The 24,018-nt window shown below is 57.4% G+C and carries 20 protein-coding genes and 1 other RNA gene; 14 read left to right on the top strand and 7 right to left on the bottom strand.

Annotated elements, in window-relative coordinates:
• Positions 1-67 precede the first annotated feature (67 nt).
• Positions 68-1,984: a molecular chaperone DnaK gene (gene dnaK, locus BW979_RS07455; RefSeq protein ID WP_047229066.1), complete on the bottom strand. Its 1,917-nt coding sequence runs from the start codon at positions 1,982-1,984 to the stop codon at positions 68-70.
• Between the two features lie 101 nt (positions 1,985-2,085).
• Positions 2,086-2,652 carry a nucleotide exchange factor GrpE gene (gene grpE, locus BW979_RS07450; protein ID WP_076383527.1) on the bottom strand — a complete coding sequence of 189 codons (567 nt, stop codon included), beginning with the start codon at positions 2,650-2,652 and terminating at the stop codon, positions 2,086-2,088.
• Positions 2,653-2,893: 241 nt separating this feature from the next.
• Here grpE and recN point away from each other — a divergent pair, with 241 nt between their 5' ends.
• Entirely contained in the window at positions 2,894-4,567 is a 1,674-nt protein-coding gene (gene recN, locus BW979_RS07445) for a DNA repair protein RecN (protein ID WP_047229068.1), read from the top strand.
• Positions 4,568-4,622: 55 nt separating this feature from the next.
• On the opposite strand, the gene fur is transcribed toward recN, so the two are convergent.
• Complete coding sequence (gene fur, locus BW979_RS07440; RefSeq protein ID WP_076383526.1) at positions 4,623-5,033, bottom strand: ferric iron uptake transcriptional regulator; 411 nt, start codon at positions 5,031-5,033, stop codon at positions 4,623-4,625.
• A 97-nt stretch (positions 5,034-5,130) separates the two neighbouring features.
• Here fur and BW979_RS07435 point away from each other — a divergent pair, with 97 nt between their 5' ends.
• Positions 5,131-5,658 carry an outer membrane protein assembly factor BamE gene (locus BW979_RS07435; RefSeq protein WP_047229070.1) on the top strand — a complete coding sequence of 176 codons (528 nt, stop codon included), beginning with the start codon at positions 5,131-5,133 and terminating at the stop codon, positions 5,656-5,658.
• A gap of 58 nt (positions 5,659-5,716) precedes the next feature.
• Here BW979_RS07435 and BW979_RS07430 read toward each other — a convergent pair whose 3' ends face one another.
• From BW979_RS07430 to BW979_RS07420, 3 genes are read right to left on the bottom strand one after another with little or no spacing between them, the layout of a single operon-like run.
• Positions 5,717-6,019 carry an RnfH family protein gene (locus tag BW979_RS07430; protein ID WP_076383525.1) on the bottom strand — a complete coding sequence of 101 codons (303 nt, stop codon included), beginning with the start codon at positions 6,017-6,019 and terminating at the stop codon, positions 5,717-5,719.
• The gene (locus BW979_RS07425) at positions 6,016-6,459 is read right to left on the bottom strand and encodes a type II toxin-antitoxin system RatA family toxin (RefSeq protein ID WP_047229072.1); all 444 of its coding nucleotides are present in this window, start codon (positions 6,457-6,459) and stop codon (positions 6,016-6,018) included. The genes BW979_RS07430 and BW979_RS07425 overlap by 4 nt, the downstream gene beginning before the upstream one ends.
• Before the next feature lie 7 nt (positions 6,460-6,466).
• Positions 6,467-7,870 (bottom strand): sodium-dependent transporter, encoded by a 1,404-nt coding sequence (locus BW979_RS07420; RefSeq protein ID WP_076386545.1) that lies wholly within the window; start codon positions 7,868-7,870, stop codon positions 6,467-6,469.
• 118 nt (positions 7,871-7,988) lie between these two features.
• On the opposite strand from BW979_RS07420, the gene smpB reads away from it, so the two are divergent.
• Entirely contained in the window at positions 7,989-8,471 is a 483-nt protein-coding gene (gene smpB, locus BW979_RS07415) for an SsrA-binding protein SmpB (protein WP_047229073.1), read from the top strand.
• A 154-nt stretch (positions 8,472-8,625) separates the two neighbouring features.
• On the opposite strand, the gene BW979_RS07410 is transcribed toward smpB, so the two are convergent.
• Entirely contained in the window at positions 8,626-9,393 is a 768-nt protein-coding gene (locus BW979_RS07410) for an FCD domain-containing protein (RefSeq protein WP_047229074.1), read from the bottom strand.
• Positions 9,394-9,656: 263 nt separating this feature from the next.
• Here BW979_RS07410 and BW979_RS07405 point away from each other — a divergent pair, with 263 nt between their 5' ends.
• From BW979_RS07405 to BW979_RS28085, 11 genes are all read left to right on the top strand, one after another.
• Positions 9,657-11,351 (top strand): lactate permease LctP family transporter, encoded by a 1,695-nt coding sequence (locus tag BW979_RS07405; protein ID WP_076383524.1) that lies wholly within the window; start codon positions 9,657-9,659, stop codon positions 11,349-11,351.
• A gap of 151 nt (positions 11,352-11,502) precedes the next feature.
• Entirely contained in the window at positions 11,503-12,327 is an 825-nt protein-coding gene (locus tag BW979_RS07400) for a (Fe-S)-binding protein (RefSeq protein ID WP_076383523.1), read from the top strand.
• A complete protein-coding gene (locus BW979_RS07395) occupies positions 12,324-13,781 on the top strand; it encodes a LutB/LldF family L-lactate oxidation iron-sulfur protein (protein ID WP_047229077.1) in 1,458 nt (485 codons plus the stop codon). The genes BW979_RS07400 and BW979_RS07395 overlap by 4 nt, the downstream gene beginning before the upstream one ends.
• Positions 13,778-14,449 (top strand): LutC/YkgG family protein, encoded by a 672-nt coding sequence (locus BW979_RS07390; RefSeq protein ID WP_076383522.1) that lies wholly within the window; start codon positions 13,778-13,780, stop codon positions 14,447-14,449. The genes BW979_RS07395 and BW979_RS07390 overlap by 4 nt, the downstream gene beginning before the upstream one ends.
• Entirely contained in the window at positions 14,446-17,313 is a 2,868-nt protein-coding gene (locus BW979_RS07385; RefSeq protein WP_076383521.1) for an FAD-binding and (Fe-S)-binding domain-containing protein, read from the top strand. Before BW979_RS07390 ends, BW979_RS07385 begins: the two co-directional genes overlap by 4 nt.
• 96 nt (positions 17,314-17,409) lie before the next feature.
• Positions 17,410-17,697 carry a hypothetical protein gene (locus BW979_RS07380; protein ID WP_047229080.1) on the top strand — a complete coding sequence of 96 codons (288 nt, stop codon included), beginning with the start codon at positions 17,410-17,412 and terminating at the stop codon, positions 17,695-17,697.
• A 99-nt stretch (positions 17,698-17,796) separates the two neighbouring features.
• Positions 17,797-18,190: a transfer-messenger RNA gene (gene ssrA, locus BW979_RS07375) on the top strand.
• 563 nt (positions 18,191-18,753) lie between these two features.
• Positions 18,754-20,436: a hypothetical protein gene (locus tag BW979_RS07370; RefSeq protein ID WP_076383520.1), complete on the top strand. Its 1,683-nt coding sequence runs from the start codon at positions 18,754-18,756 to the stop codon at positions 20,434-20,436.
• Positions 20,433-21,941 carry a hypothetical protein gene (locus BW979_RS07365; RefSeq protein ID WP_076383519.1) on the top strand — a complete coding sequence of 503 codons (1,509 nt, stop codon included), beginning with the start codon at positions 20,433-20,435 and terminating at the stop codon, positions 21,939-21,941. Before BW979_RS07370 ends, BW979_RS07365 begins: the two co-directional genes overlap by 4 nt.
• Positions 21,942-22,136: 195 nt before the next feature.
• Positions 22,137-23,120 (top strand): ParA family protein, encoded by a 984-nt coding sequence (locus BW979_RS07360; protein WP_076383518.1) that lies wholly within the window; start codon positions 22,137-22,139, stop codon positions 23,118-23,120.
• A 423-nt stretch (positions 23,121-23,543) separates the two neighbouring features.
• Positions 23,544-23,984: an SIR2 family NAD-dependent protein deacylase gene (locus BW979_RS28085; protein WP_083714371.1), complete on the top strand. Its 441-nt coding sequence runs from the start codon at positions 23,544-23,546 to the stop codon at positions 23,982-23,984.
• Positions 23,985-24,018: the final 34 nt, after the last annotated feature.

Below are 24,018 nucleotides of genomic sequence, written 5' to 3'. Positions count from 1 at the left end.
AGCTCCCGCGCGGCGACATCCTACCAGTCACCGCACAAATGCAGTCAACCGGCCGACCAACAAGCGATTACTTGTGGTCTTTCACTTCTTCGAACTCGGCATCAACGACATCATCGGCTTTTTCGGCCGACTCGCCTTGCTGCGCTGCGCCTTCAGCCGGCTGAGCCTGCTCGGCGTACATCTTCTGAGCCACTGGAGCGGAGACCTTGGACAGTTCTTCGATCTTCGCCTCGATGGCCGCCTTGTCGTCACCTTTGACAGCCGCTTCAAGAGCAACCACAGCTGCCTCGATGGCGGTTTTCTCTTCAGCGGTCACTTTATCGCCAGCATCAGCGACCATCTTGCGAGTCGAGTGCACCAGGGCATCACCCTGGTTGCGGGCACTGGCCAGCTCTTCGAACTTGCGGTCTTCTTCGGCGTTGACTTCAGCATCGCGAACCATCTGCTGAATTTCTTCCTCGGACAGACCGGAGTTGGCCTTGATCACGATCGACTGGGTCTTGCCGGTGGCCTTGTCTTTCGCACCAACGTGCAGGATGCCGTTGGCGTCGATGTCGAAGGTCACTTCGATTTGTGGCACGCCACGTGGAGCTGGCGGAATCTCGGCCAGGTCGAACTTGCCCAGGGACTTGTTCTGCGCGGCTTGCTTGCGCTCACCCTGCAGCACGTGAATGGTCACGGCGTTCTGGTTGTCATCGGCGGTCGAGAACACTTGGGATTTCTTGGTAGGAATCGTAGTGTTTTTCTCGATCAGCGCAGTCATCACGCCACCCATGGTTTCGATACCCAGGGTCAGCGGGCTGACGTCGAGCAGCAGAACGTCTTTCACGTCACCGGCCAGAACAGCACCCTGGATGGCGGCACCCATGGCAACGGCTTCGTCCGGGTTCACGTCTTTACGCGCTTCTTTACCGAAGAAATCGGTTACCAGCTTCTGAACCAGCGGCATACGGGTCTGGCCGCCGACCAGGATCACGTCGTTGATCGAGCCAACGTCGATACCGGCGTCCTTCATTGCAATGCGGCAAGGTTCGATGGTGCGCTGAACCAGGTCTTCCACCAGCGCTTCGAGCTTGGCGCGGGAGATTTTCACGTTCAGGTGCTTCGGCCCCGTGGCATCTGCAGTGATGTACGGCAGGTTCACGTCGGTCGACTGGCTCGAGGACAGCTCGATCTTGGCTTTTTCGGCAGCTTCTTTCAGACGCTGCATGGCCAGCGGGTCACCCTTGAGGTTCATGCCGCTTTCTTTCTTGAATTCGTCGACGAGGTAGTCGATCAGACGAATGTCGAAGTCCTCACCACCGAGGAAGGTGTCACCGTTGGTGGCCAGTACTTCGAACTGGTGCTCACCATCGACTTCAGCGATCTCGATCACGGAGACGTCGAAGGTACCGCCACCCAGGTCATAAACGATCACGGTGTGATCGCCCTTGGCCTTGTCCATACCGTAAGCCAGAGCGGCCGCGGTTGGTTCGTTGATGATGCGCTTGACGTCCAGGCCCGCGATGCGGCCGGCGTCTTTGGTCGCCTGACGCTGGCTGTCGTTGAAGTAGGCCGGAACAGTGATTACCGCTTCGGTCACCGCTTCGCCGAGATAGTCTTCGGCGGTTTTCTTCATTTTCTTCAGGATTTCCGCCGAGATCTGTGGCGGCGCCATTTTCTGGCCGTTCACTTCAACCCAGGCGTCGCCATTGTCAGCCTTGGCGATTTTGTAAGGCACCATCTTGATGTCTTTCTGAACGACTTCTTCGTCGAACTTGCGACCGATCAGACGCTTCACCGCGTAGAGGGTGTTATGCGGATTGGTCACTGCCTGACGCTTGGCCGACTGGCCAACCAGAATTTCGCCATCGTTGGCGTACGCGATGATCGACGGCGTAGTACGCGCGCCTTCAGCGTTTTCAATTACTTTGGCCTTGCCGTTTTCCAGCACGGAGACGCACGAGTTGGTGGTCCCCAGGTCGATACCGATAATCTTGCCCATGTTAACTCTCCCGGAACTTGGATTTTGTTGCCGCAGCAGTGGTGGCTAACTGCGGTAGCACTTAAACGCTTGACTTCTTAATGGGGCCGCTGCGCTAAATTTCAAGCCTGCTCATCAATAGAAGGCGAAACCGGCGCCGGCGTCTTGCTGACCACAACCATGGCCGGGCGCAGCAAGCGACCGTTGAGCAAGTAGCCCTTCTGGAAAACCTTCAATACGCTGTTGGGCTCGACGTCCGCACTTTCCTGCATCGCCATGGCCTGATGGTGCTCGGCATTGAAGGGCTCGCCATGCGGATCAATGGCTTCAAGCTGATAGCGCTTGAGCGTGTCCTGGAACATCTTCAGGGTCAGCTCGATGCCTTCACGCATCGGACGAATGTTTTCGTCGTCCGGATTGGACAGCTCCAGGCCGCGCTCCAGACTGTCGATGATCGGCAACAGGTCGCCTGCGAACCGCTCCAGGGCGAATTTATGAGCTTTTTCAACATCTTGCTCGGCGCGACGGCGGACATTCTGCAGGTCGGCGGCTACACGCAGCGCCTGATCCTGCGCACCGGCCAGTTGCTCTTCGAGCACTTGTACACGTGCCGCCAGGTCGTCACCCGAATCCTGGGGAGCCTGATTGGCGTCTAGATTTTGCGTGTCCTGCGTCTGTTCGTCAGCCATAGATTTCTCCTTTCAACTTCGTCCGCGAGCTCAACTCGCGCTTCTGCCCCGGTATATGGGGCCGTGTTTTCCAGCTTCAAGGGCGGTCCGACGAATTAACCTTACAAAAAACCCCTGCATATTCATTCCTCCCGGCGCTAAGAAAGTCTTCCACCCAAGCAAATCGAGCTAAGCGAAGGCATTGTCAGGCCGAAACAAAACACTGTATAAATAACCAGACCTAAGCCTGGGAGCGGCCTTTATGCTGGTGCACCTGTCCGTACACAACTACGCCATCGTCGAACACCTCGACCTCGAGCTCGATCGGGGCATGAGCGTGATCACCGGTGAAACCGGTGCCGGCAAATCGATCATGCTCGACGCGCTGGGCCTGACGCTGGGCGATCGCGCCGACAGCGGCGTGGTACGCCCCGGTGCGGACAAGGCCGACATCCTGGCCACCTTCGACCTGATCGACATCCCCGAGGCCAGCGCCTGGCTGGCGGAACGTGACCTGGATACCGACGGCCTGTGCATATTGCGCCGGGTCATCACCGCCGAAGGCCGCTCCCGGGGTTACATCAACGGTACGCCCTGCCCCCTCGGCGACCTCAAGGCCCTGGGCGAGCTGCTGATCGACATTCACAGCCAGCATGAACACCAGTCCCTGCTCAAGACCGAGACCCATCGCCGCCTGCTCGACGAATACGCCGGCGCCACCGATCTGGCCCGCCAGGTTCAACTGGCCGCCCAGCGATGGCGCCAGACCCGCCAGGAACTGGATCGCCTCTCCAACTCCGGCGACGAACAACGTGCCCGCCACCAGTTGCTGAGTTATCAGCTCGAAGAGCTGGAGAACCTGGCCCTGGGCGAAAACGAGCTGGCGGAACTGGAACAGGAACACAAGAACCTCACCAATGCCGAAACCCTGCTGGGCATTTGCCGGCAAGTGGTCGAGCAATGCAGTGAAAGCGACTCGGGGAACGTGCTCAATGCGCTGACCGCCAGCCTGAACCGGCTGTCCAGCGTCAACAATTCGGTAGGCGCCCTGAGCGAAGCGACCAATCTGCTCACGAGCGCACAGATCCAGGTCGAGGAGGCCGTCGGGGAACTGAACCGGTTTCTGGATCATTTCGACGCCGACCCGGCGCGCCTGCAATATCTGGAAGAACGCCTGGACACTATCTATACGCTGGCGCGCAAGCACCGCGTCCAGCCAACCGATGTCGCCGAACTGCAGCAGCGCCTGCTTGAAGAGCTGGAAACCCTGAACGCCAACGACGAATCCATTGAGCGCCTGGGAGACGAACTGGCGTCCTATGCCCGTCATTATCAGGAAAAAGCCAGGGAGCTCAGTGAGCTGCGTCAGCAGGCCGCGACCGGGCTGGCCAGTGCCGTTGAGCAGGAAATCCAGCGCCTGGGCATGCCCGGCGGGCGCTTCACCATCGAGCTGCACCCCAACGCGGGGGACGAGCTTCAACCCAACGGGCTGGAGCAGGTGGAGTTGCTGGTCAGCGCCAACCCTGGCCAACCGCTCAAGGCCCTGGCCAAAGTCGCCTCCGGCGGCGAGTTGTCACGCATCAGCCTGGCCATCCAGGTCATCACCGCACAGACCTCGCGTGTGCCGACGCTGGTATTCGACGAAGTGGACGTGGGTATTGGCGGCCCTACGGCGGAAATTGTCGGCCAGTTGCTGCGTCGACTCGGGGAGCGCGGCCAAGTGCTGACAGTGACTCACCTGCCCCAGGTCGCAGCCCAAGGACACCAGCATTTATTTGTGCACAAGGTGCGTGACGAGGACGCCACTCGCACCGCCGTGTCCAAGCTGAACAAGAACGAGCGCGTGGAAGAAGTGGCACGGATGCTGGGCGGCATCGACCTCACCAAGGAGTCCCTGGCTCACGCGAAAAAAATGGTCGTCGCGGCAAAAATCTGAACAGCCCAAACGCAAAAAGGCGACCCTGGGGTCGCCTTTTTGCGTTTCAACAGCTTTAAACCGGCTTTCTCTTGCGCACATGCAAGACGAGATGGTGATCGATCAACTCGAAGCCATGCTCTTCAGCAATTTCCTTTTGGCGCTTTTCGATTGCCGGACAAGTGAATTCGACGACCTCACGGGTTTCCACGTCCACCATGTGGTCGTGATGTTCCCCATCGGCCAATTCAAAGACCGCATGACCGCCATCGAAATTGTGACGAGCCACCAGCCCCGCCGCCTCGAACTGAGTCAGGACACGGTAAACCGTGGCCAGACCGACGTCCTCGCCAGCTTCCATAAGCGCCTTGTAGACATCCTCGGCACTCATGTGGCGTTGCTCGGCGGAATCGAGCATCTGCAGAATTTTGACCCGTGGCAGGGTCACTTTGAGGCCGGCTTTGCGTAGTTCGCTATTTTCAACCATGGTCAGCTTTCTCGCGATGCTGCTTCGCAGCTTCTCTTAATGCGGGTATGATCGGCGTTTACGTTGTCCCAGCCAAGATAGTGGAAGTCGCCCACCGATGCAAAACACCAAGCTCTTGCTAACCAGTTTCACCTTTGTGGGACTGCTCGCACTCGCCGGTTGTTCATTCCCCGGGGTTTACAAAATCGACATCCAGCAGGGCAATGTCGTCACGCAGGACATGATAGACCAGTTACGCCCGGGAATGACCCGTCGGCAAGTACGGTTTATCATGGGTAACCCTCTGCTGACCGACACGTTCCATGCCGATCGCTGGGATTATTTGTACAGCCTGCAACCAGGTGGTGGTGAACGCCAACAGGAACGCATCAGCGTTATCTTCAACGCCAATGACCAACTTGTCAGCCTGTCTGGCGATTTCATGCCCGGCGTGAGCCGCGACGAGGCCATTATGGGCCAGGACAGCGGCACTACGGTGACCGACCCAACCCAGAATGCCGAGCAGCCGAAACCGGAAAAACCGGTCAAGCCAGGCTCGTTGCTCGATCAGATCCAGAAGGACGTGGACAACGTCGAGACCGTACCGGTCCCGACGCCAGAACCACTGGATACTTCGCCGCAATAAATTGCTCAATAAAAAACCCGGCTTACCGGGTTTTTTATTGCCTGCAATTCAGAGCTGACTATTGATCAGCTTGGCGCGCCTGGGCGGCCTTGGCGGCGCGCAGCCGCCGAATCTCTTTTGGATCTGCCAATAACGGTCGATAAATTTCAAGTCGATCAGCCGCCTGCACCACCTGGCGATCCGGATCGGCAACCACCTTGCCAAAAATCCCCACCGGGCAAGTGGCCAGATCCAGTTGCGGAAACTCAGCAGCAATGCCGGACGCCTCTAACGCCGCCCGAACACTCGTGCCTTCCGGCACGGAAAATACGCGCAAGACCTGACGATCGACGCCGGCATACACCACTTCCAGCTCAATCACCGGGCAAGCTCGGCGTTTTGCTTGGCGCGCTGGCAGAACGCGTCGACCAGGGTATTGGCCGCCTGATTGAACAACGGCCCCAACGTGGCCCGCACCAACGGACCTGCATAGTCGAACGACAGATCCAGGCTGATCTTGCAGGCCTTCTCTCCCAGCGCCTTGAACACCCAGACGCCGTGGAGCTGATTGAAAGGCCCCTCTTCCAGGTTCATTTCAATGGACTGTCCAGGCACCAGGGTGTTGCGCGTGACAAAGTGCTGGCTCAATCCGCCCTTGGCGACATTGAGCCTGGCGCGCATATGGGCTTCAGAGCTTTCGAGCACTTCGGCGGACGAGCACCAAGGCAAAAATTGCGGGTAACTTGCCACATCGTTGACCAGGTCGTACAACGCCTGCGCCGGATAGGGCAGCAAGGCCGAGCGTTGAATATGTGTCGTCATGTAAGCGTCACTTCCACAGCTGGGCGGCAAACACTACAAGAATGCCGATGGGCGCTACATAGCGCATCAAGAACAGGCTCAAGGTAAATAGTACAGGGCTGCGCAACGACAATTCGTCACGCACCGCCTCACGCCCCATGACCCATCCTGCAAACACCACGAAACACAAACCACCCAGCGGCAGCATGATCCGTGATGTGAAGAAATCAATCACGCCGAAGAAATCCAGCCCTCCGGTTGTTCCCCACTGGTAGAGATGGAACATCCCTCCTTCGTTCACGAAAAACTTCGCTTGCTTCCATATATTGAAGGAAAACACCGTCCCCAGGCCAACGAACCAACAGGTAAAGGCCAGCCAGAACGTCACCCAGGCGCGACTGAGCCGGGTTCGCTCCACCAGATAAGCGACCATGGGTTCCAGCAGGGAAATGGCCGAACTCCAGGCAGCAATGGCCACCAGGAGAAAAAATACCACCCCCATGAATTGACCAAATGCCATGTTGCCGAAGGCGAATGGCAGGCTGACGAACATCAGCCCCGGCCCTTCGCTGGGGTTCAGGCCGGCGGCGAAGACAATCGGAAACAACGCCAGCCCGGCCAGCAACGATACAAAGGTATCCAGCAGCGCGACACCTACAACGGTCTTGGTCAGCGAGGCGCTCTTGGGCATGTAGGCGCCATAGATCATGATCGAGCCCACCCCCACGCTCAGGGAGAAAAACGCATGCCCCATGGCCGGCAGCAGGCCATCCATGACTTTCTCCGGCTGGAAATCGAACATGAAGTGAACGCCCTCCATGAAGTGCCCGGTGGTCATGCTGTAGCCCAGCAATACCAGGATCATCACGAACAGCAGCGGCATCATGATTCGCAGGCTGCGCTCAAGCCCCGCAACCACCCCGCGGGCAATCACCACCGCAGAAAGCAGCATGAAAATCGTATGCCAAAGTGTCAGCCGCCAGGGATCGGAGATCACATCGCCGAAGTAGGCGCCAACCTGATCGGGTGTCACCCCCTGAAAGTCCCCACGCCCCATATCGATGATGTAGTCCAGCGACCAGCCGCCGACCACACTGTAGAAAGACAGGATCAGCAGCGCCGTGATCATTCCGGCAAACGCGCCCCACGACCACTTGGCCGAGTGCCCGGCCTCCACTGCCAGCACCTTCAGGGCATTGGCCGGGCTTTGCCGGGCGCGACGACCGATGAGGGTTTCGGCCAGCATCACCGGCGCGCCGATGAGCGCGATGCACGCCAGAAACATCAATACAAAGGCACCGCCGCCATAGACGCCGACCATGTAGGGAAACTTCCAGATACTGCCCAGCCCCACGGCCGAACCGGTTGCGGCGAATATGAAGACCCAGCGGCTAGCCCAACTGCCGTGGACAGAAACCTTGTCTGTCGACATCGTGATCACGCCCAAGCGTTCGAAAAAGAGGCCGCATTGTCCGGGATTCATTCAACCTGCTCAAGCACGTAGCTTCACCGTAGCCGACACGCCCGCAACTGCCTATAATGCCGCCCCTATGGCTAAACAGAAGAAACACCCCACAGGGACCATCGCGCAAAATAAAAAAGCGCGACACGACTACTTCATCGAACAACGTTTCGAGGCTGGCATGGTCCTGGCCGGCTGGGAAGTAAAGAGCTTACGTGCAGGCAAGGCGCAACTGGTCGACAGTTATGTGCTGCTCAAGGACGGCGAGGCCTGGCTGCTGGGCAGCCATATCACGCCCCTGACCACCGCCAGCACCCACGTGATCGCCGATCCGACACGTTCGCGCAAGCTGCTGCTCAACAAGCGCGAGCTGGAAAAGCTCTTCGCGTCCGTGCAGCAAAAAGGCTACGCCTGCGTCTGCACGTCGTTGTACTGGAGCAAGCATTTGATCAAATGCGAAATTGCGCTGGGCAAAGGCAAGAAGGAATACGACAAGCGTGATACCGAGCGCGAACGCGACGCCGGTCGCGAGCTGCAACGCGCGGTACGCAACAAGGGCAAGGAAGACTGATTCTTTCGCCTGGGTTATGCGTTCGCTGAAGATCCAATGTGGGAGCGAGCCTGCTCGCGATGACGGAGGCACATGCAACCTTGATGTGTCAGACAAACCGCTTTCGCGAGCAGGCCCGCTCCCACAGGGGTCCAATCACTATAGAACCCACTGACTACATCCCCTTGCGCCGCTCTGCCCGCGCCACCCGCTGCACTTCCTGACGCACCTCTTCCAACACTTCCTGCACATACAGAATATGCCGACTGGAGACTTCCCGCGCCTGCTCGGCGTGGCCGCCCATAATGGCCTGGTACAACTCCCGATGCTGACTGATCAGCATGTCTCGGGTTTCGCTGCGCTGTTTGTACATGCCGCCAATGTTGGTGACGACGTTGCGCCTGAGCAGATCGAACAGACCCCGAATCGTATGCAGCAACACTGCATTGTGACTGGCTTCGGCGATGGCCAGGTGAAACCGCGCATCCGCCGCGCCCTCCTCAGCCCGACTCACATTTTCATGGCGTGAATAGCAATCCTGAAGCTCCTCGAACGCCGCCGTCAGCCGCTCGCGGTCCACGTCCGTGGCCCGCTGTGCCGCGTAGTAAGCGCAGGAAGCTTCCAGCGTATGGCGAAACTCCAGCAAATCACGTTGCGCCTCAGGATTGCTTTCCAACAACTGCAACAGGGGATCACTGAAGGTTGAGCCCAGCGACTCCACCACATAGTTGCCACCGCCCTGGCGACTGACCAGCAAACCCTTGGCCGCCAGTTTCTGAATCGCTTCGCGCAACGAAGGGCGTGACACGCCGAACTGCTCGGCCAAGGCACGCTCGGCGGGCAGGCGTTCGCCGGACTTCAGCGTGCCTTCAAGGATCATTCCTTCAAGCCGCTCGACAATATCGTCAGACAAACGGCGCTGACGAATCTGATCAAACCCCATAACTCGACTCTCCACGATCCCGACGGCTCGCCGGGCTCTCTATTCTCGCCTATCCGCGCCCCGCCGACACCCTCCAGAAGCCACTTCGACCCACAGATCAGATGCCATCGGCCGCACTCATTCGACGAAAGTTTCAGAGCGGCAAATTGACATGCGACAACCAAGGCTTTTACCCTAGCCGACAGCGCTTGTAAATTGGTCTTACCAATTATCCAAAATCGCTGACCAGTGCCTGACCAACAACAATTAGGGGCCCACCCACTATGCAAACCTGGCAACAGCTCTACAGCCCGCTCGGCAGCCTCGGCTTGTCCGCACTTGCGGCCGTTATTCCCATCGTATTTTTCTTCCTGGCCCTGGCGGTGTTTCGCCTCAAGGGACATGTGGCCGGCAGCATCACCCTGGCCTTGGCGATTGCCGTGGCAATCTTCGCGTTTCAAATGCCGGCGGACATGGCGTTCGCTGCTGCCGGTTATGGTTTTGCCTATGGCCTGTGGCCTATCGCCTGGATCATCGTCGCGGCGGTGTTTCTCTACAAACTGACCGTCAAGAGCGGCCAGTTCGAAGTGATCCGCAGCTCGGTGCTGTCGATCACCGATGACCAGCGCCTGCAGGTGCTGTTGATCGGCTTTTGCTTCGGGGCATTTCTGGAAGGTGCCGCCGGCTTCGGCGCGCCGGTAGCGATTACCGCGGCGCTGCTGGTCGGCCTGGGCTTCAATCCCCTGTACGCCGCCGGCCTTTGCTTGATCGCCAACACCGCCCCCGTGGCCTTCGGCGCCCTGGGCATTCCGATTATCGTGGCCGGCCAGGTCACCGGGATCGACGCGTTCAAGATCGGCGCCATGACGGGCCGTCAATTGCCATTGCTGTCGCTGTTTGTACCGTTCTGGCTGGTGTTCATGATGGATGGCCTGCGCGGCGTTCGGGAAACCTGGCCGGCGGCGCTGGTGGCAGGCTTGAGCTTCGCCATCACCCAATACTTCACTTCCAACTTCATCGGCCCGGAACTGCCGGACATCACGTCGGCCCTTGCCAGCCTGGTTTCCCTGACCCTGTTCCTGAAAATCTGGCAGCCAAAACGCACCGCAGGCGCCCAGATTGCCGGCGCCACCTCCAGCGCAGCCATTACCGCCAGCGTCGGCGGTTTCGGCCAGCCACGCAGCACCGTGGCTTCCCCTTACAGCCTGGGAGAAATCCTCAAGGCCTGGTCACCGTTCCTGATCCTCACCGTGCTGGTGACGATCTGGACGCTCAAACCGTTCAAGGCGATGTTCGCCCCGGGCGGATCGATGTACGGCTGGGTGTTCAATTTCGCCATCCCGCACCTGGATCAGATGGTGATCAAGGTCGCGCCGATCGTGACCAATCCAACAGCCATCCCGGCGATCTTCAAACTTGATCCGATTTCCGCCACCGGCACAGCGATTTTCTTTTCCGCATTGATCTCGATGCTGGTGCTGAAGATCAACCTCAGAACTGGTCTTACCACTTTAAAAGAAACCTTCTACGAGCTGCGTTGGCCTATCCTGTCCATTGGCATGGTGTTGGCGTTCGCCTTCGTCACCAACTTCTCGGGCATGTCGTCCACCATGGCCCTGGTATTGGCCGGCACGGGCGCGGCGTTTCCGTTCTTCTCGCCCTTCCTGGGGTGGCTGGGAGTATTCCTGACCGGTTCCGATACCTCGTCCAACGCGCTGTTCGGCTCACTGCAAGCCACCACCGCGCACCAGATCGGCGTCAACGACACATTACTGGTCGCAGCCAATACCAGTGGCGGCGTGACCGGCAAGATGATTTCGCCACAGTCCATTGCCGTGGCCTGCGCTGCGACCGGCCTGGTGGGCAAGGAATCGGATCTGTTCCGTTTCACCCTGAAACACAGCCTATTCTTTGCAACGATCGTGGGCTTGATCACCTTGGCCCAGGCCTACTGGTTCACCGGCATGCTGGTGCACTAAGCACGACAGCTAACACCGAAAAAGAACGACGCCGAACCACGATTCGGCGTCTGCTATTGATAACCGGGTCTGCAAGGCTGCTGAAAGATTCCTTATCTATATTCAGCAGCCTCAGCGGACGGATAACCGGGACCACCCGGAGACACGCCTGATGAGCGAGCTTTTTTACAACGCCGTGCCGAATGCGACCCGTGTCGCCCCGCCATTGCCCGAGCCTCGGCAGTACCCCAGCAACAAGCCCGAACGGGTTTACCTGTTCGGAACCTGCGTGGTGGACCTGTTCTATCCCGAAGCCGGGATGGATGCGATTCATCTTCTGGAGCGCGAAGGGATACGGGTGGACTACCCGCAAGGGCAGACCTGTTGCGGGCAACCGGCGTACACCTCCGGTTACACCGAGCAGGCCCGGACGGTAGCGCGGGCGCAATTGGCGTTGTTTGCCGGAGATTATCCGGTGGTGGTGCCGTCGGGCTCCTGTGCCGGCATGCTGCGCGAGCATTATGCCGACCTGTTCAAGGACGAGCCCGATACGCTCAAACAGGTCCAGGCCCTGGCGGCCAGAACCTATGAATTGGCCGAGTTTCTGCTGTTTGTCTGCAAGGTGCAGTTGAACGACAGGGGCGAACCGGTGAAGGTCGCGCTGCACACCTCCTGCTCGGCACGACGGGAAATGAACACCCACTTGCATGGCCGCGCCTTGCTGGCGCAGCTGGACAACGTGGAGCGCGTCGAACACAGCCATGAAAGTGAATGCTGTGGGTTTGGTGGGACGTTCAGCGTTCGCATGCCGGATATTTCCGGCGCGATGGTGGCCGACAAGACCCGCGCGCTGAAGGAGTCCGGCGCGCACCAGGTCGTCAGTGCCGACTGCGGTTGCCTGATGAATATCAATGGCGCCCTGGAGAAACAGCGGCAAGCATTACGCGGGCAGCACCTGGCGAGCTTCCTCTGGCAGCGCACCGGGGGTGTCGTATGAGCACACCGACGCTGATTCCGACCGTTGAGGTGCAGGAAGATTTTCGCGCCCGGGCCCACAAGGCGCTGGACGACACGCAACTGCGAAACAACTTTCGCACAGCGATGGATTCACTGATGACCAAGCGGGCAGCGTCCTTCAGCGATGCCCACGAAAGAGAACATCTGCGAGTGCTGGGCAATGCCGTCCGCGCTCGTGCGTTATCGAAGTTGCCCGACCTGCTCGAGCAGCTTGAAACCAACCTGACCCGCAACGGTGTGAAAGTACACTGGGCGGAAACGGTGGACGAAGCCAATGGCATCGTCCTCTCGATCATCCGCGCTCACGAGGCGCGGCAAGTGATCAAGGGCAAATCGATGGTCAGCGAAGAGATGGAGATGAACCATTTCCTCGAGGGTCGGGACATCGAATGTCTCGAGTCCGACATGGGGGAATACATCGTCCAGCTCGACCACGAGAAGCCTTCACACATCATTATGCCGGCGATCCACAAGAACGCCGGTCAGGTCGCGTCCTTGTTCCACGACAAACTTGGCGTGGAGTACACCAAGGACGTTGACCAACTCATTCAGATCGGTCGCAAGGTCCTGCGGCAGAAATTCTTCGAGGCTGACATCGGCGTCTCCGGCGTCAACTTCGCCGTGGCTGAAACCGGCACATTGCTGCTAGTGGAAAACGAAGGCAACGGGCGGATGTCCACCACCGTGCCACCGGTTCACATTGCCGTGACCGGCATCGAAAAAGTCGTGGAGAACCTGCGGGACGTGGTGCCGCTGCTCTCGCTGCTGACCCGCTCGGCCCTCGGCCAGCCGATCACCACCTACGTCAACATGATCTCCGGCCCACGCAAGGCCGACGAACTGGACGGCCCTCAGCAAGTGCACCTGGTCCTGCTGGACAACGGGCGCAGCCAGGCATTCGCCGACAGCGAACTGCGCCAGACCCTGAACTGCATTCGTTGCGGCGCCTGCATGAATCATTGCCCGGTCTACACCCGAATCGGTGGTCATGCCTACGGCGAGGTTTACCCGGGGCCTATCGGAAAAATCATCACGCCGCACATGGTGGGCCTGGCCAAAGTGCCGGACCACCCAAGCGCCTCTTCACTGTGCGGTGCCTGCGGCGAAGTGTGCCCGGTGAAGATTCCAATTCCGGCGCTGTTGCGGCGCCTGCGCGAAGAAAACGTCAAGGCACCGGACAGTCCGAACCCGGTGATGCGTGGCCAGGGCAGCAAGTATTCGCCCAAGGAGCGCTTCATCTGGAACGCCTGGGCCCGACTCAACAGTTCGCCGCGCCTGTATCGGCTGTTCGCTTTCCTCGCCACGCGCCTGCGCGCCCTGACGCCCGACAACGTCGGCCCATGGACGCAGAACCACAGCGCCCCCAAACCCGCCGCCCGCTCATTGCATGACCTGGCCCGCGAACACCTGAACCAGCAGGGAGACCGTCGATGAGCGCCAAGGACAATATCCTCGCCAAGCTGCGTAAAAGTCTGACCGGCACCACACCAGTGGCCGACAACTTCGATGTCGACCTGGTGACGAAAACCTATCGCTACGCCCCTGAGGAGCGCATCGCTCAACTGCGCAAACTGATGGAAGCGGTGCACACTGAAATCCACCTGACGTCTGGCGAAGGTTGGCCGGCGCTGCTGGCGCAGTTGCTGCGCGACCGTCAATTACCCAGCCTGCTCATCGCCCCGACGACGCCTCACGGGCAAAAAATCACACAGTTCTGGGCGAACAATCCCGAGCTGCCAACGCTCAAGGCCTACGACCGGCCTGTCGAGCAATGGAAAGCCGAACTGTTCAACGACACCCCCGCCAGCCTGACCGGGACCCTGGGTGCCATCGCGGCAACCGGTAGCCTGATTCTCTGGCCGACGCGTGAAGAACCGCGGTTGATGAGCCTGGTTCCGCCGGTGCATTTTGCTTTGCTCAAGGCCAGCGAAATCCGCGACAACTTCTATGAAGTGCAACAGGAATTCGCCTGGGCCCAAGGCATGCCCACCAACGCCCTGCTGGTCTCGGGGCCCTCCAAGACGGCCGACATCGAACAGGTGCTGGCCTATGGCGCCCATGGTCCGAAGGATCTGGTGGTTCTGATTCTGGAGGACCAATGACGCTTCCGGCCCCTTTCCTGCGCGACGTACAGCAGTTGATCCCGCCAAAGCGCCGTTTCGACGACCCGCTGTCGACATTGGCCTTCGGCACCGACGCCAGTTTCTATCGGCTGATTCCGAAACTGGTGATACGCGTCGAATCCGAAGATGAAGTGATCGCCCTGCTAAAACTGGCCCAACGGGACCAGGTCCCGGTCACCTTCCGCGCCGCCGGCACCAGCCTGTCCGGGCAAGCCATCAGCGACTCGGTGCTGATCGTGCTGGGGGATAACTGGAACGCTCGCGAGATTCGCCAAGAAGGCATGCAGATCCGCTTGCAGCCCGGCGTGATCGGCGCCCAGGCCAATGCCTGGCTGGCACCGTTCGGCCGCAAGATCGGCCCCGATCCGGCATCGATCAACGCCTGCAAAATCGGCGGCATCGTCGCCAACAATGCCAGCGGCATGTGCTGCGGCACAGCGCAAAACACCTATCACACCCTCGCCGGCATCCGCCTGGTACTGGCCGATGGCACCCGTCTGGACACTGAAGATGAAACCAGCGTGGCGGCCTTTCGTACAAGCCATGGCGAACTGCTGGAACGTCTGGCAACCCTTGGCCGCGAGACCCGCGCCAACACCGAGCTGGCGGCTCGAATTCGCCACAAATACCGTCTGAAAAATACCACTGGCCTGTCGCTCAATGCCTTGGTGGATTACGACGAGCCTGTGGATATCTTGAGCCACCTGTTGGTGGGTTCCGAAGGCACGCTCGGCTTCATCAGCGCGGTGACCTACAACACCGTCATCGATCACCCGAACAAAGCCTCGGCGCTGATCGTCTTCCCGGACGTGGAAACCTGCTGCAACGCGGTCACGGTGTTGAAAAGCCAGCCGGTATCGGCGGTGGAGTTGCTGGACCGGCGCAGCTTGCGTTCGGTGCAGGACAAACCGGGCATGCCGGATTTCGTACAGCATCTGTCGACAAATGCCTGCGCCCTGCTGATTGAATCCCGCGCGGCTTCGTCATCTTTGCTGCAAGAGCAACTGGCCCGGATCATGGCATCGCTGGCCGGTTTCCCTGTGGAAAAACAGGTCGACTTCACCGAAGACCCGCGAGAAAACGCGCGACTCTGGGCCATCCGCAAAGACACTTTCCCTGCGGTGGGCGCGGTACGCAAAACCGGGACCACGGTGATCATCGAAGACGTGACCTTCCCGGTCGAGCAACTGGCCCTTGGCGTGAACCGCCTGATCGAGTTGTTCGACAAACATCACTACGACGAGGCGATTCTTTTCGGACACGCCCTGGAAGGCAATCTGCATTTCGTCTTCACCCAAGGCTTCAACAACGCCGAAGAAGTTGCGCGCTATCAAGCATTCATGGATGACGTGGCGCAGTTGGTGGCGGTGGAGTTCGGCGGTTCGTTGAAGGCCGAACACGGCACCGGCCGCAACATGGCGCCATTCGTCGAACTGGAGTGGGGCAGCGACGCCTACCAGTTGATGTGGCAACTCAAACGCCTGCTCGACCCTAACGGCATCCTCAACCCGGACGTGGTGCTCAGCGAAGATCCACAAATCCACCTCAAGCACCTCAAGCCGCTGCCGGCGGCCGACGAGATAGTGGACAAGTGCATCGAGTGCGGCTTCTGCGAGCCGGTCTGTCCGTCCAAAGACCTGACCTTAAGCCCGCGCCAGCGCATCGTGATCTGGCGGGACATCCAGGCGAAAAAGCGCGCAGGCATCGACACTTCAGCGCTGGAAACGGCCTACCAATACCACGGCATCGACACCTGCGCCGCCACCGGGTTATGCGCACAACGTTGCCCGGTCGGCATCAACACCGGCGAGCTGGTGAAAAAACTCCGTAGCCGCAGCGCAACACGTACGAAAACCGCCGATTGGCTGGCAAGCAATTTCGCCATCGCCCTGCAAGGCGCACGCTTTACCCTGCACGTCGCCAACGGTGCCCGAATGCTGCTGGGCGCGCCGCGACTGGCCCGCCTGTCAGCCGGCCTGACCCGACTGTCGAAGGGTCAGGTTCCCCAGTGGGACAACGCCATGCCGCAGCCGGAAAAAGCCATCCGCTTCAGCCCGGCCGTCTGCGACGAACGCCCGCGCGTGGTCTATCTGGCCGCGTGTGTGTCGCGCGCCATGGCGCCGGCGGCGGGTGACAAAGAACAGATGTCGCTGTATGAAAAAACTCAACGACTGCTGGAAAAAGCCGGTTATCAGGTGGTCTTTCCGGACAACGTGGACAGCCTGTGCTGCGGCCAGCCTTTCGCATCCAAAGGCTACGCGGAACAGGCCGAGCACAAACGCCAGGAGTTGATCGGCGCCCTGCTCCACGCCAGCCGCGGCGGGATCGACCCGATCTACTGCGACACCAGCCCTTGCACGCTGCGCCTGGTCCAGGACTTGGGAAATGTTCGATTGGACCTGTACGACCCGGTACGTTTCATTCGTACGCACTTAATGGACCGTCTCGAATTCACCCCGCAGGATGCACCGATTGCCGTACACGTCACGTGCAGTACCCAGCACCTGGGCGAGAGCCAGGCGCTGATCGACCTGGCGCGCAAATGCAGCAAGCAAGTCGTGATCCCCGAAGGCATCCACTGCTGTGGTTTTGCCGGAGACAAAGGCTTCACCACACCGGAGCTCAACGCCCACTCACTGCGAACCCTCAAGGACGCGGTGCAGTATTGCAGCGAAGGCGTCTCCACCAGCCGCACCTGCGAGATCGGTCTGACGCGCCATGGCGAAATCGACTACCACGGCCTGGTGTATCTGGTGGATCGCGTCACCCGGCCCAAATCTGCTGATGCTGAGGGGCTCCCCATCGCACCCGAAGAAAAATCGAATTCCTGCGTTTCGCTGTAGTCACTTGAATAGGCCCGACGCCGTCGGGCCCTTTATTGACTCGGGCCTGGCGGCGATGTCCGGCAGCACCGAGACCAAACGTTCAAGGAGATACACATGAAGCACACTGCATTTGCTGGCTTGTTCATTTCCGCTGCGCTGTTGGCCTCTCCGGTGTTCGCAGATAACCAGGCAGACCTTTGCCAGATCAATCTGCAGAAAATCAAAGACGCCCAGGTCAGCACCGAGCAGATGAGCGAAGGCATGAAAACCGAAATTGACGCCACCGTCGGACAAGCCACGGCGGAACAGGCCAAAGGCACCGAGGAAGGCACCAAGAACTGCATCTCGCTGACCACTCAGGCCATTCAGAAATTGCAGAACAACACCAAAGGCGATCAGTAGTAACCTCGCGTCAGGCCAACCTTCGGGTTGGCCTCAGCCGCGTATTGGCGTACACTGCACAGGCTTGTCGCTCCAGCTGATTCACGGAGCTACAGGCTCGGGGCCGTTTAGGATTCGACGCCGGTTGCGAAACTTTAGGTGCATGCCGAGTTGGTAACAGAACTCGTAAATCCACTGTTGCAACTTCCTATAGTTGCCAATGACGAAACCTACGGGGAATACGCTCTCGCTGCGTAAGCAGCCTTAGCCCTTCCCTTCTGGTACCTTCGGGTCCAGCAATCACCAGGGGATGTCCGTAAACCCAAAGTGATTGTCATATAGAACGGAATCGCCGTGCAGTACGTTGTGGACGAATCGGCTAAAACTTACACAACTCGCCCAAAGCACCCTGCCCGTCGGGTCGCTGAGGGTTAACTTAATAGACACGGCTAAGCATGTAGTACCGACAGCGGAGTACTGGCGGACGGGGGTTCAAATCCCCCCGGCTCCACCACTTCATCATCTAAAGACGTCCACGGACGTCTTTTTTTGTGCCTGAAATCCAGTAAATACGGGGGTTTCAGGGCCATTGAGCTCAGCAGAGGAGTCGTGAGTTCTCACCGGTTGAGTATTCCCATGGTATTCCAAGCCATCCGAGTCATTGTTTTGGGATACCAAAACGCTGACAGAGGTAGCTCTCATGCCTGCCTCCGCCTCTCCGGCCGTCAGCTCAAGCCGGTCGAGATAAAGACAAGGATTTCGTCCTCAGCCATGGTGACCTTCACCGCTCTATCGGTCTGGAAGAGATTAGGGAATGACCGAGAATGCTGATCAATCGCTCGAATTCTGGACAGGCAACTTTTCAGCCTCGCTTACCCGTCTGCATCTGTTGCAGCGTGGATACTCTCGTGCCCAATGAACGTGCTCGAAGAACAGCGCCGCAATGACAAAAAAGACGGGGACTTTTTGTGGCTGCCATCGTCAGTCAACAATCGATAGGTCTGTACCCGGACGACACATCTTGTTAGATTCCTTTAATGGCAAAAAGCCACTGATCACTACTGACAAGGACGTGAGATGACCAACGTTAACGTTTACCTGCGCGAGAACCTCGGCAGCGTTTCGAACAAAATGTCCATCGCTCCGCAGATCGACGAAAAAAAACTCAACAACGCAGTCAAATCATTCGCCTTCGGTGGCAACCCTTCCAACGTGGTCGCCCTGCTCGATAACACACTGCTGGGCAGCGGCAAGGACGGCATTCTGTTCACTGGTGAACAGCTCATCTATCGCGCTTCGTTCTCCGATCCAGTCAGTGTTCCCTATGCTTCGATTGCCTCGGCGGAATACGTTGAAACTGTCACCGGCAGCAAGAGTGACAAAATCGAAGTGTCGCTGCTGATCCACCGCAACGAAGGTAGCAGCCTGTCCATTACCGGCCTACTGAACTGTAACTACCGCAAACTGGCGGAAACGCTACAAGCCTGTGTGCAGGACTTCGGCGAGTACAGGGAAGAGCGCCAACTAGTTTCCATCGATGAACTGAGCGAAGCGCTGAAAGTGGCCTACGTCCAGGCTGTCATCAATATGGCTTATGACAACGACGACATAATCGATGACAAGGAATTCGCTGAAATCCTGCAGTTGATGACGCGTCTGGACCTGAGCCCCGAAACTCGCTTTACCCTGAGGGCCTACATGGGCTCCAGCAATGCGCAAATCCCCCTGGAAACCTTGCTGGCCCGAATCGATAACCACAGCCCGGGCGGTCAAATCAAGGCGCTGCATATTTCCCTGGTCAAGGATCTGATCAATCTCTTCTACAGCACCGGTGGCCGGGATATTGGCGCATTCGGGTTTCTGCAAAAACACCGCGGGCTGTTATTAGTCAGCGATGAAGAGATCGAACTGGCCGTGCTGGCAATCAAAAACGACCACGACATGCTTCGCGATGACATGACCGATGACCAGATTGTCTCGGCCCTCAAACTACTGTCCGCCAAGGCTGCGGCCGTAGGCACTCCCTTGGCGGCGGTGTACTTGTCGGGGTCGGTGGTGGGCATGTCCGCCGCCGGGCTGACGTCTGGTCTGGCTAGCTTGGGCATGGGTGGTTTGCTCGGAATGTCAGGAATGATGACGGGCATAGGCGTCGCAGTGTTGATCGGCGTAGGGACCTATGCCGGCGTGCGCAAGCTGACTGGCGCCAACGAGCTGACCCGCTCCAAGCGTCGTGAGCTGATGCTCAATGAAGTGATCAAACAAACCCAACTGACCATTTCCCTAGTGATGAAAGACATCAATTTCATCACCGGCAAACTCAACGAATACATCCTGGCCCACGGCGCTCAGGACGAGAAAATCAAGAAGCTACTGGGCCTGATGACGCAAATGACCGGCGCCGGCACGGTACTGACCGACAAATCCAACTCCGCCCAGGCCAGCGCGACCAAATTGCGCTGCGCCCAGTACCTGGACGAAGGCAAGCTCAAGTCGCTGACTCGCGAACCGACCAAAGCCGAACTTTATGACTTCATCCGCGGCTTCTATGAGGAACGCTCGGTCGTGGTCACCAGTAAGGACGCCGAAGAACAAACGGTGACCAAACTCGGTATTAAACGCTATAAAAACAGCAAGGATCTGGAAAGCCTTGCCAGGGCCTTCGAGGCCGTTGGTTACTTCAACGTAAGCGACGTTCTCAAAGGCACGGCGGCAGACGTTGCCGGCAAGGCGCGTGAGAAACTGAGCGGTCTGTTCTCATGACGCAGAAGCGCTTTCTGGACGATCAGGCGCAGGCCATGCTCGTCCAGCAGCACCAGCTCGACAAGACCAATGCTCATCTGGACAGTATGCTCAGCTCTCTCAACAGCTTGAGCCAGGACCAGCGCAGCAACGACACACTGCTCGACAGTCTGCTGGCCCAGGCGCAGAGCATTGTCAACGAGCAGGACACAGTGTTCGTCGTCGAAGAGCAGGACCTGGTGGTCTTCGATGAATACTTGCTGGATGCACCGTCGGACTATCAAACGACGCTGCAACCCCTAGCCCTGCTCGACACCATTGACATCGATGCCGACACCGACTGGCCGTCCTACCTGTCGCAGTTGGAGAACTACGCCACGCGGCACGACCTCGCCTTCGCCCAAGACCCGTTCCGCGACTTGATGACCGACAGCCAGCGCATTGCGCTGGAGAAACGCATCAAGGACGAATTTTCGATAAAAGCGGCGGCCTGCGACAAATACGACTACATGATTGCCGGCACCTGCGGCCTGATCGGCGGCCTGGTGGATGTGCTGTTCGTCGGAGTCCCCGGGAAAGGGGCGCTGAGCAAGTGGGCAGACAACCAGACCGACAACGCGGTGCAGCGGTTTGCCAAGTTTAACGGCTGGAAAGGTCCGGGCAAGCCTGGCCAAGAGACCGCCAGCGCCATAGGTTTTCTCGAGAAAAAGTTCAAGATCAATTACGACCACGGCACCAGCCATGACACGGGCGGAGCTGTGAAGAATATGTCGCTCAGCAACCATCACGTCAAAAGCCTCGGCCATTCCCCGGATCTGGTCGGAATGTTTTTTTCCATCCTCGATCAGTTCAGCAACACAGCGCACTTCGTCGACAAGGGGAAGCTGATCAGCATCAATACTGACACCTTCGAGCTCAGCGGCAGCAACGTAGTCGCCAAGGTATTTGCCGGTTTTATGAATTGGTTGGGGCATTTGTTTTCCGACATGGCCGGCTCGTCGGGCGGGCGCGGCAAAGTGAACGCCGGGCGCGGTTCAGGCATTCCAATGCCCTTCTACTCGCTGCTGCAATTTATCAATGTGGGCTCTTTCGGACAGCATCGCCAGACATTTTCGACCATAGCGGTGAAAGTCTTCGAGTCGGGCTACGACTTACGCCACGGGTTGGCGATGGCGATCCCCGTACTGATCACCGAACTGCTCACCCGAATGATGTGGGTTGTGAAGCAGCGCTTTTATCATGAACAGGATTGGCGCGATTGCGTCCCTTCCGCCAACAATCCGGAGTTACGCCGGATGCTGCTGATCGGCCACGGCACGTTGTGCCTGGTCGATACCACCGATGCGGCCCTGCGTTCGGGCGGCAACATCGTCGCCTTCATGTTGCGCAGCAACCTAGTGGCCTGGACCCGGTTCGGGACGCTGGCGATCAAGGAAGTCAAAGCCTACTACATGGCGGGGTCGCTGGATGTGGAAGCGGTGGATGCCTATCTGGATGCGGAATATGCGCGGTTGACGGGCACTTGAAATGTGTCTGAGAGAAAGAGGAAAGGAGATAGAGTTATTTATAAATCATAGTAAATAGATCTGTTCCCTTTCCCAAGGTTTGGTCAGAGTTTCTATAGGCCGTAACGCAGGATAGGATCCTATCGACAAATAGACGGCATTAGGCCATCATTGCCCAGTATTTGTTATCAGCATCCACCACTTAATAGGGAAATTATGAAATCCGTAGCTTTTTTTACCAATAAAGGTGGTGTAGGAAAAACCACACTTGTATGCAACCTCGCAGCATACTTAGCCAACGTAAAGCATAAAAAAATACTTTTAGTAGATGCTGACCCGCAAACAAATGCAACCCAGTACACATTCGACGATAATGTACTAGAGGAAATTTATGATAAAAAAACAGCCTTTACAATTTATTCAATGGCACGCCCGCTATCCCAAGGCAAAGGATACTCAGTAGGGAATCAGTACCGCAGATCAGAGTCATTTGGCATTGATGTACTATTAGGTGACCCCCGACTAGCACTAATTGAAGACACTTTGGCCTCCGACTGGAATTCAGGTGGGATTCGCGGTGTACGAACGACTTATATGTTCCGCGAATTCTTATCGCACTGCGATGACTATGACTACGTTTTTTTTGACATGGGACCATCGCTGGGATCGATAAATAGAGCTGTATTGATAGCATGCGACTATTTTATACTTCCACTTTCGATGGATATTTTCAGCATTCGAGCAACAGAAAACATATCTGCATGGCTCAAAGAATGGAAAAAACGGCTGGACCTGCATCTTCAGGGCCTATCAGAGCCAGAAGAGACGGAAGTAGATGACCTAGAATTCAGGCTTAAACTTCTCGGATATGTCAATCAACAGTACACGGCTAAGAAAGACGCGACTGGTGAGAGACGTGCAGTTAAAGCGTATGAAAAAATCATGTCAGAAGTTCCAAAAGCGATTGAAAACAGTCTAATCGAGCAACAAAATAGTCCTGCGGGACTGGATTACAAGCTCGGATCCATCCCCAACCTCCACAGCTTAATACCAATGTCTCAAAATAGTCGAAAACCTATTTTTGACTTAAAAGCTTCTGACGGTATTGTTGGAGCACACTTCATGAAGGTTAAAGAGTCAGCAGATATTTTTGAAAGGATCGCTGAGAACTTCACCTCCAACGTGAAGGCTTTCCAATGATCGCATGGCCTGAAGAAGTAGTTTCGTCCATAGCCCGAAGAAGATCAGTAATATTTATGGGTGCAGGATGTTCTATGACATCCGTTAATGCAGCAGGCTTAAGCCCTCCATCTTGGAAAGCATTTTTGACTGCGGGGATAGCTCGCTGCACAGGGCCTAAAACCGAGCTAAACAGACTCCTCAAAAACGGAGATTATTTAAGCTGCTGCCAGATAATAAAATACAAGCTTGACCAAGACTGGGTACCATTTGTAGAGAGCAACTTTCTAACCCCACAGTTTAGACCTAACGAACTCCACAGAGCCATATTTTCTCTAGACTCATCCATTGTACTAACACCTAACTTTGATAAAATTTTCGATAGCTATGCATCCACTCAAAATCATAATTTGCTAAAGATAAAAAAAATATTACGACGAGGATATTCCCAGAGTACTTCGCGGCACTGGCCACCAGCGTTTAATTTTGAAAGTACACGGCTGCATAGACACTCCAGACAAGCTGATATTCACCAGAGAGGATTACGCAGACATCCGCAATGAACATGCGAATTTTTATCGCGCCATTGACTCTCTAATTTTCACCCACACATTCATATTCATTGGCTGCGGGATGAATGATCCAGATCTATCATTAATACTGGAACAGTACGCTCGCTCATTCGGCGCCGCGCCACCTCACTTTGTTACTTTAGGCGGAACAATCACACCCGAGTACAAGAGACTTCTATCCAGCAATTACAACTTAAAAGCTTTGCAATACAACTCAACCAACAATCACCAAGAGCTTTTGGAATCAGTAAACCAGCTCGCTCTGCTAGTTGAAACTGAAAGATCAGCCCTTTCAGCTTCCACACTTTGGTAAAGCAAACAATCAACTTCGCGCTGTCGCCAGCAGC

Source organism: Pseudomonas sp. A214, assembly GCF_900156295.1.
Lineage (GTDB): Bacteria > Pseudomonadota > Gammaproteobacteria > Pseudomonadales > Pseudomonadaceae > Aquipseudomonas > Aquipseudomonas rhizophila.
This window is presented reverse-complemented; position numbering and strand designations above follow the sequence as displayed.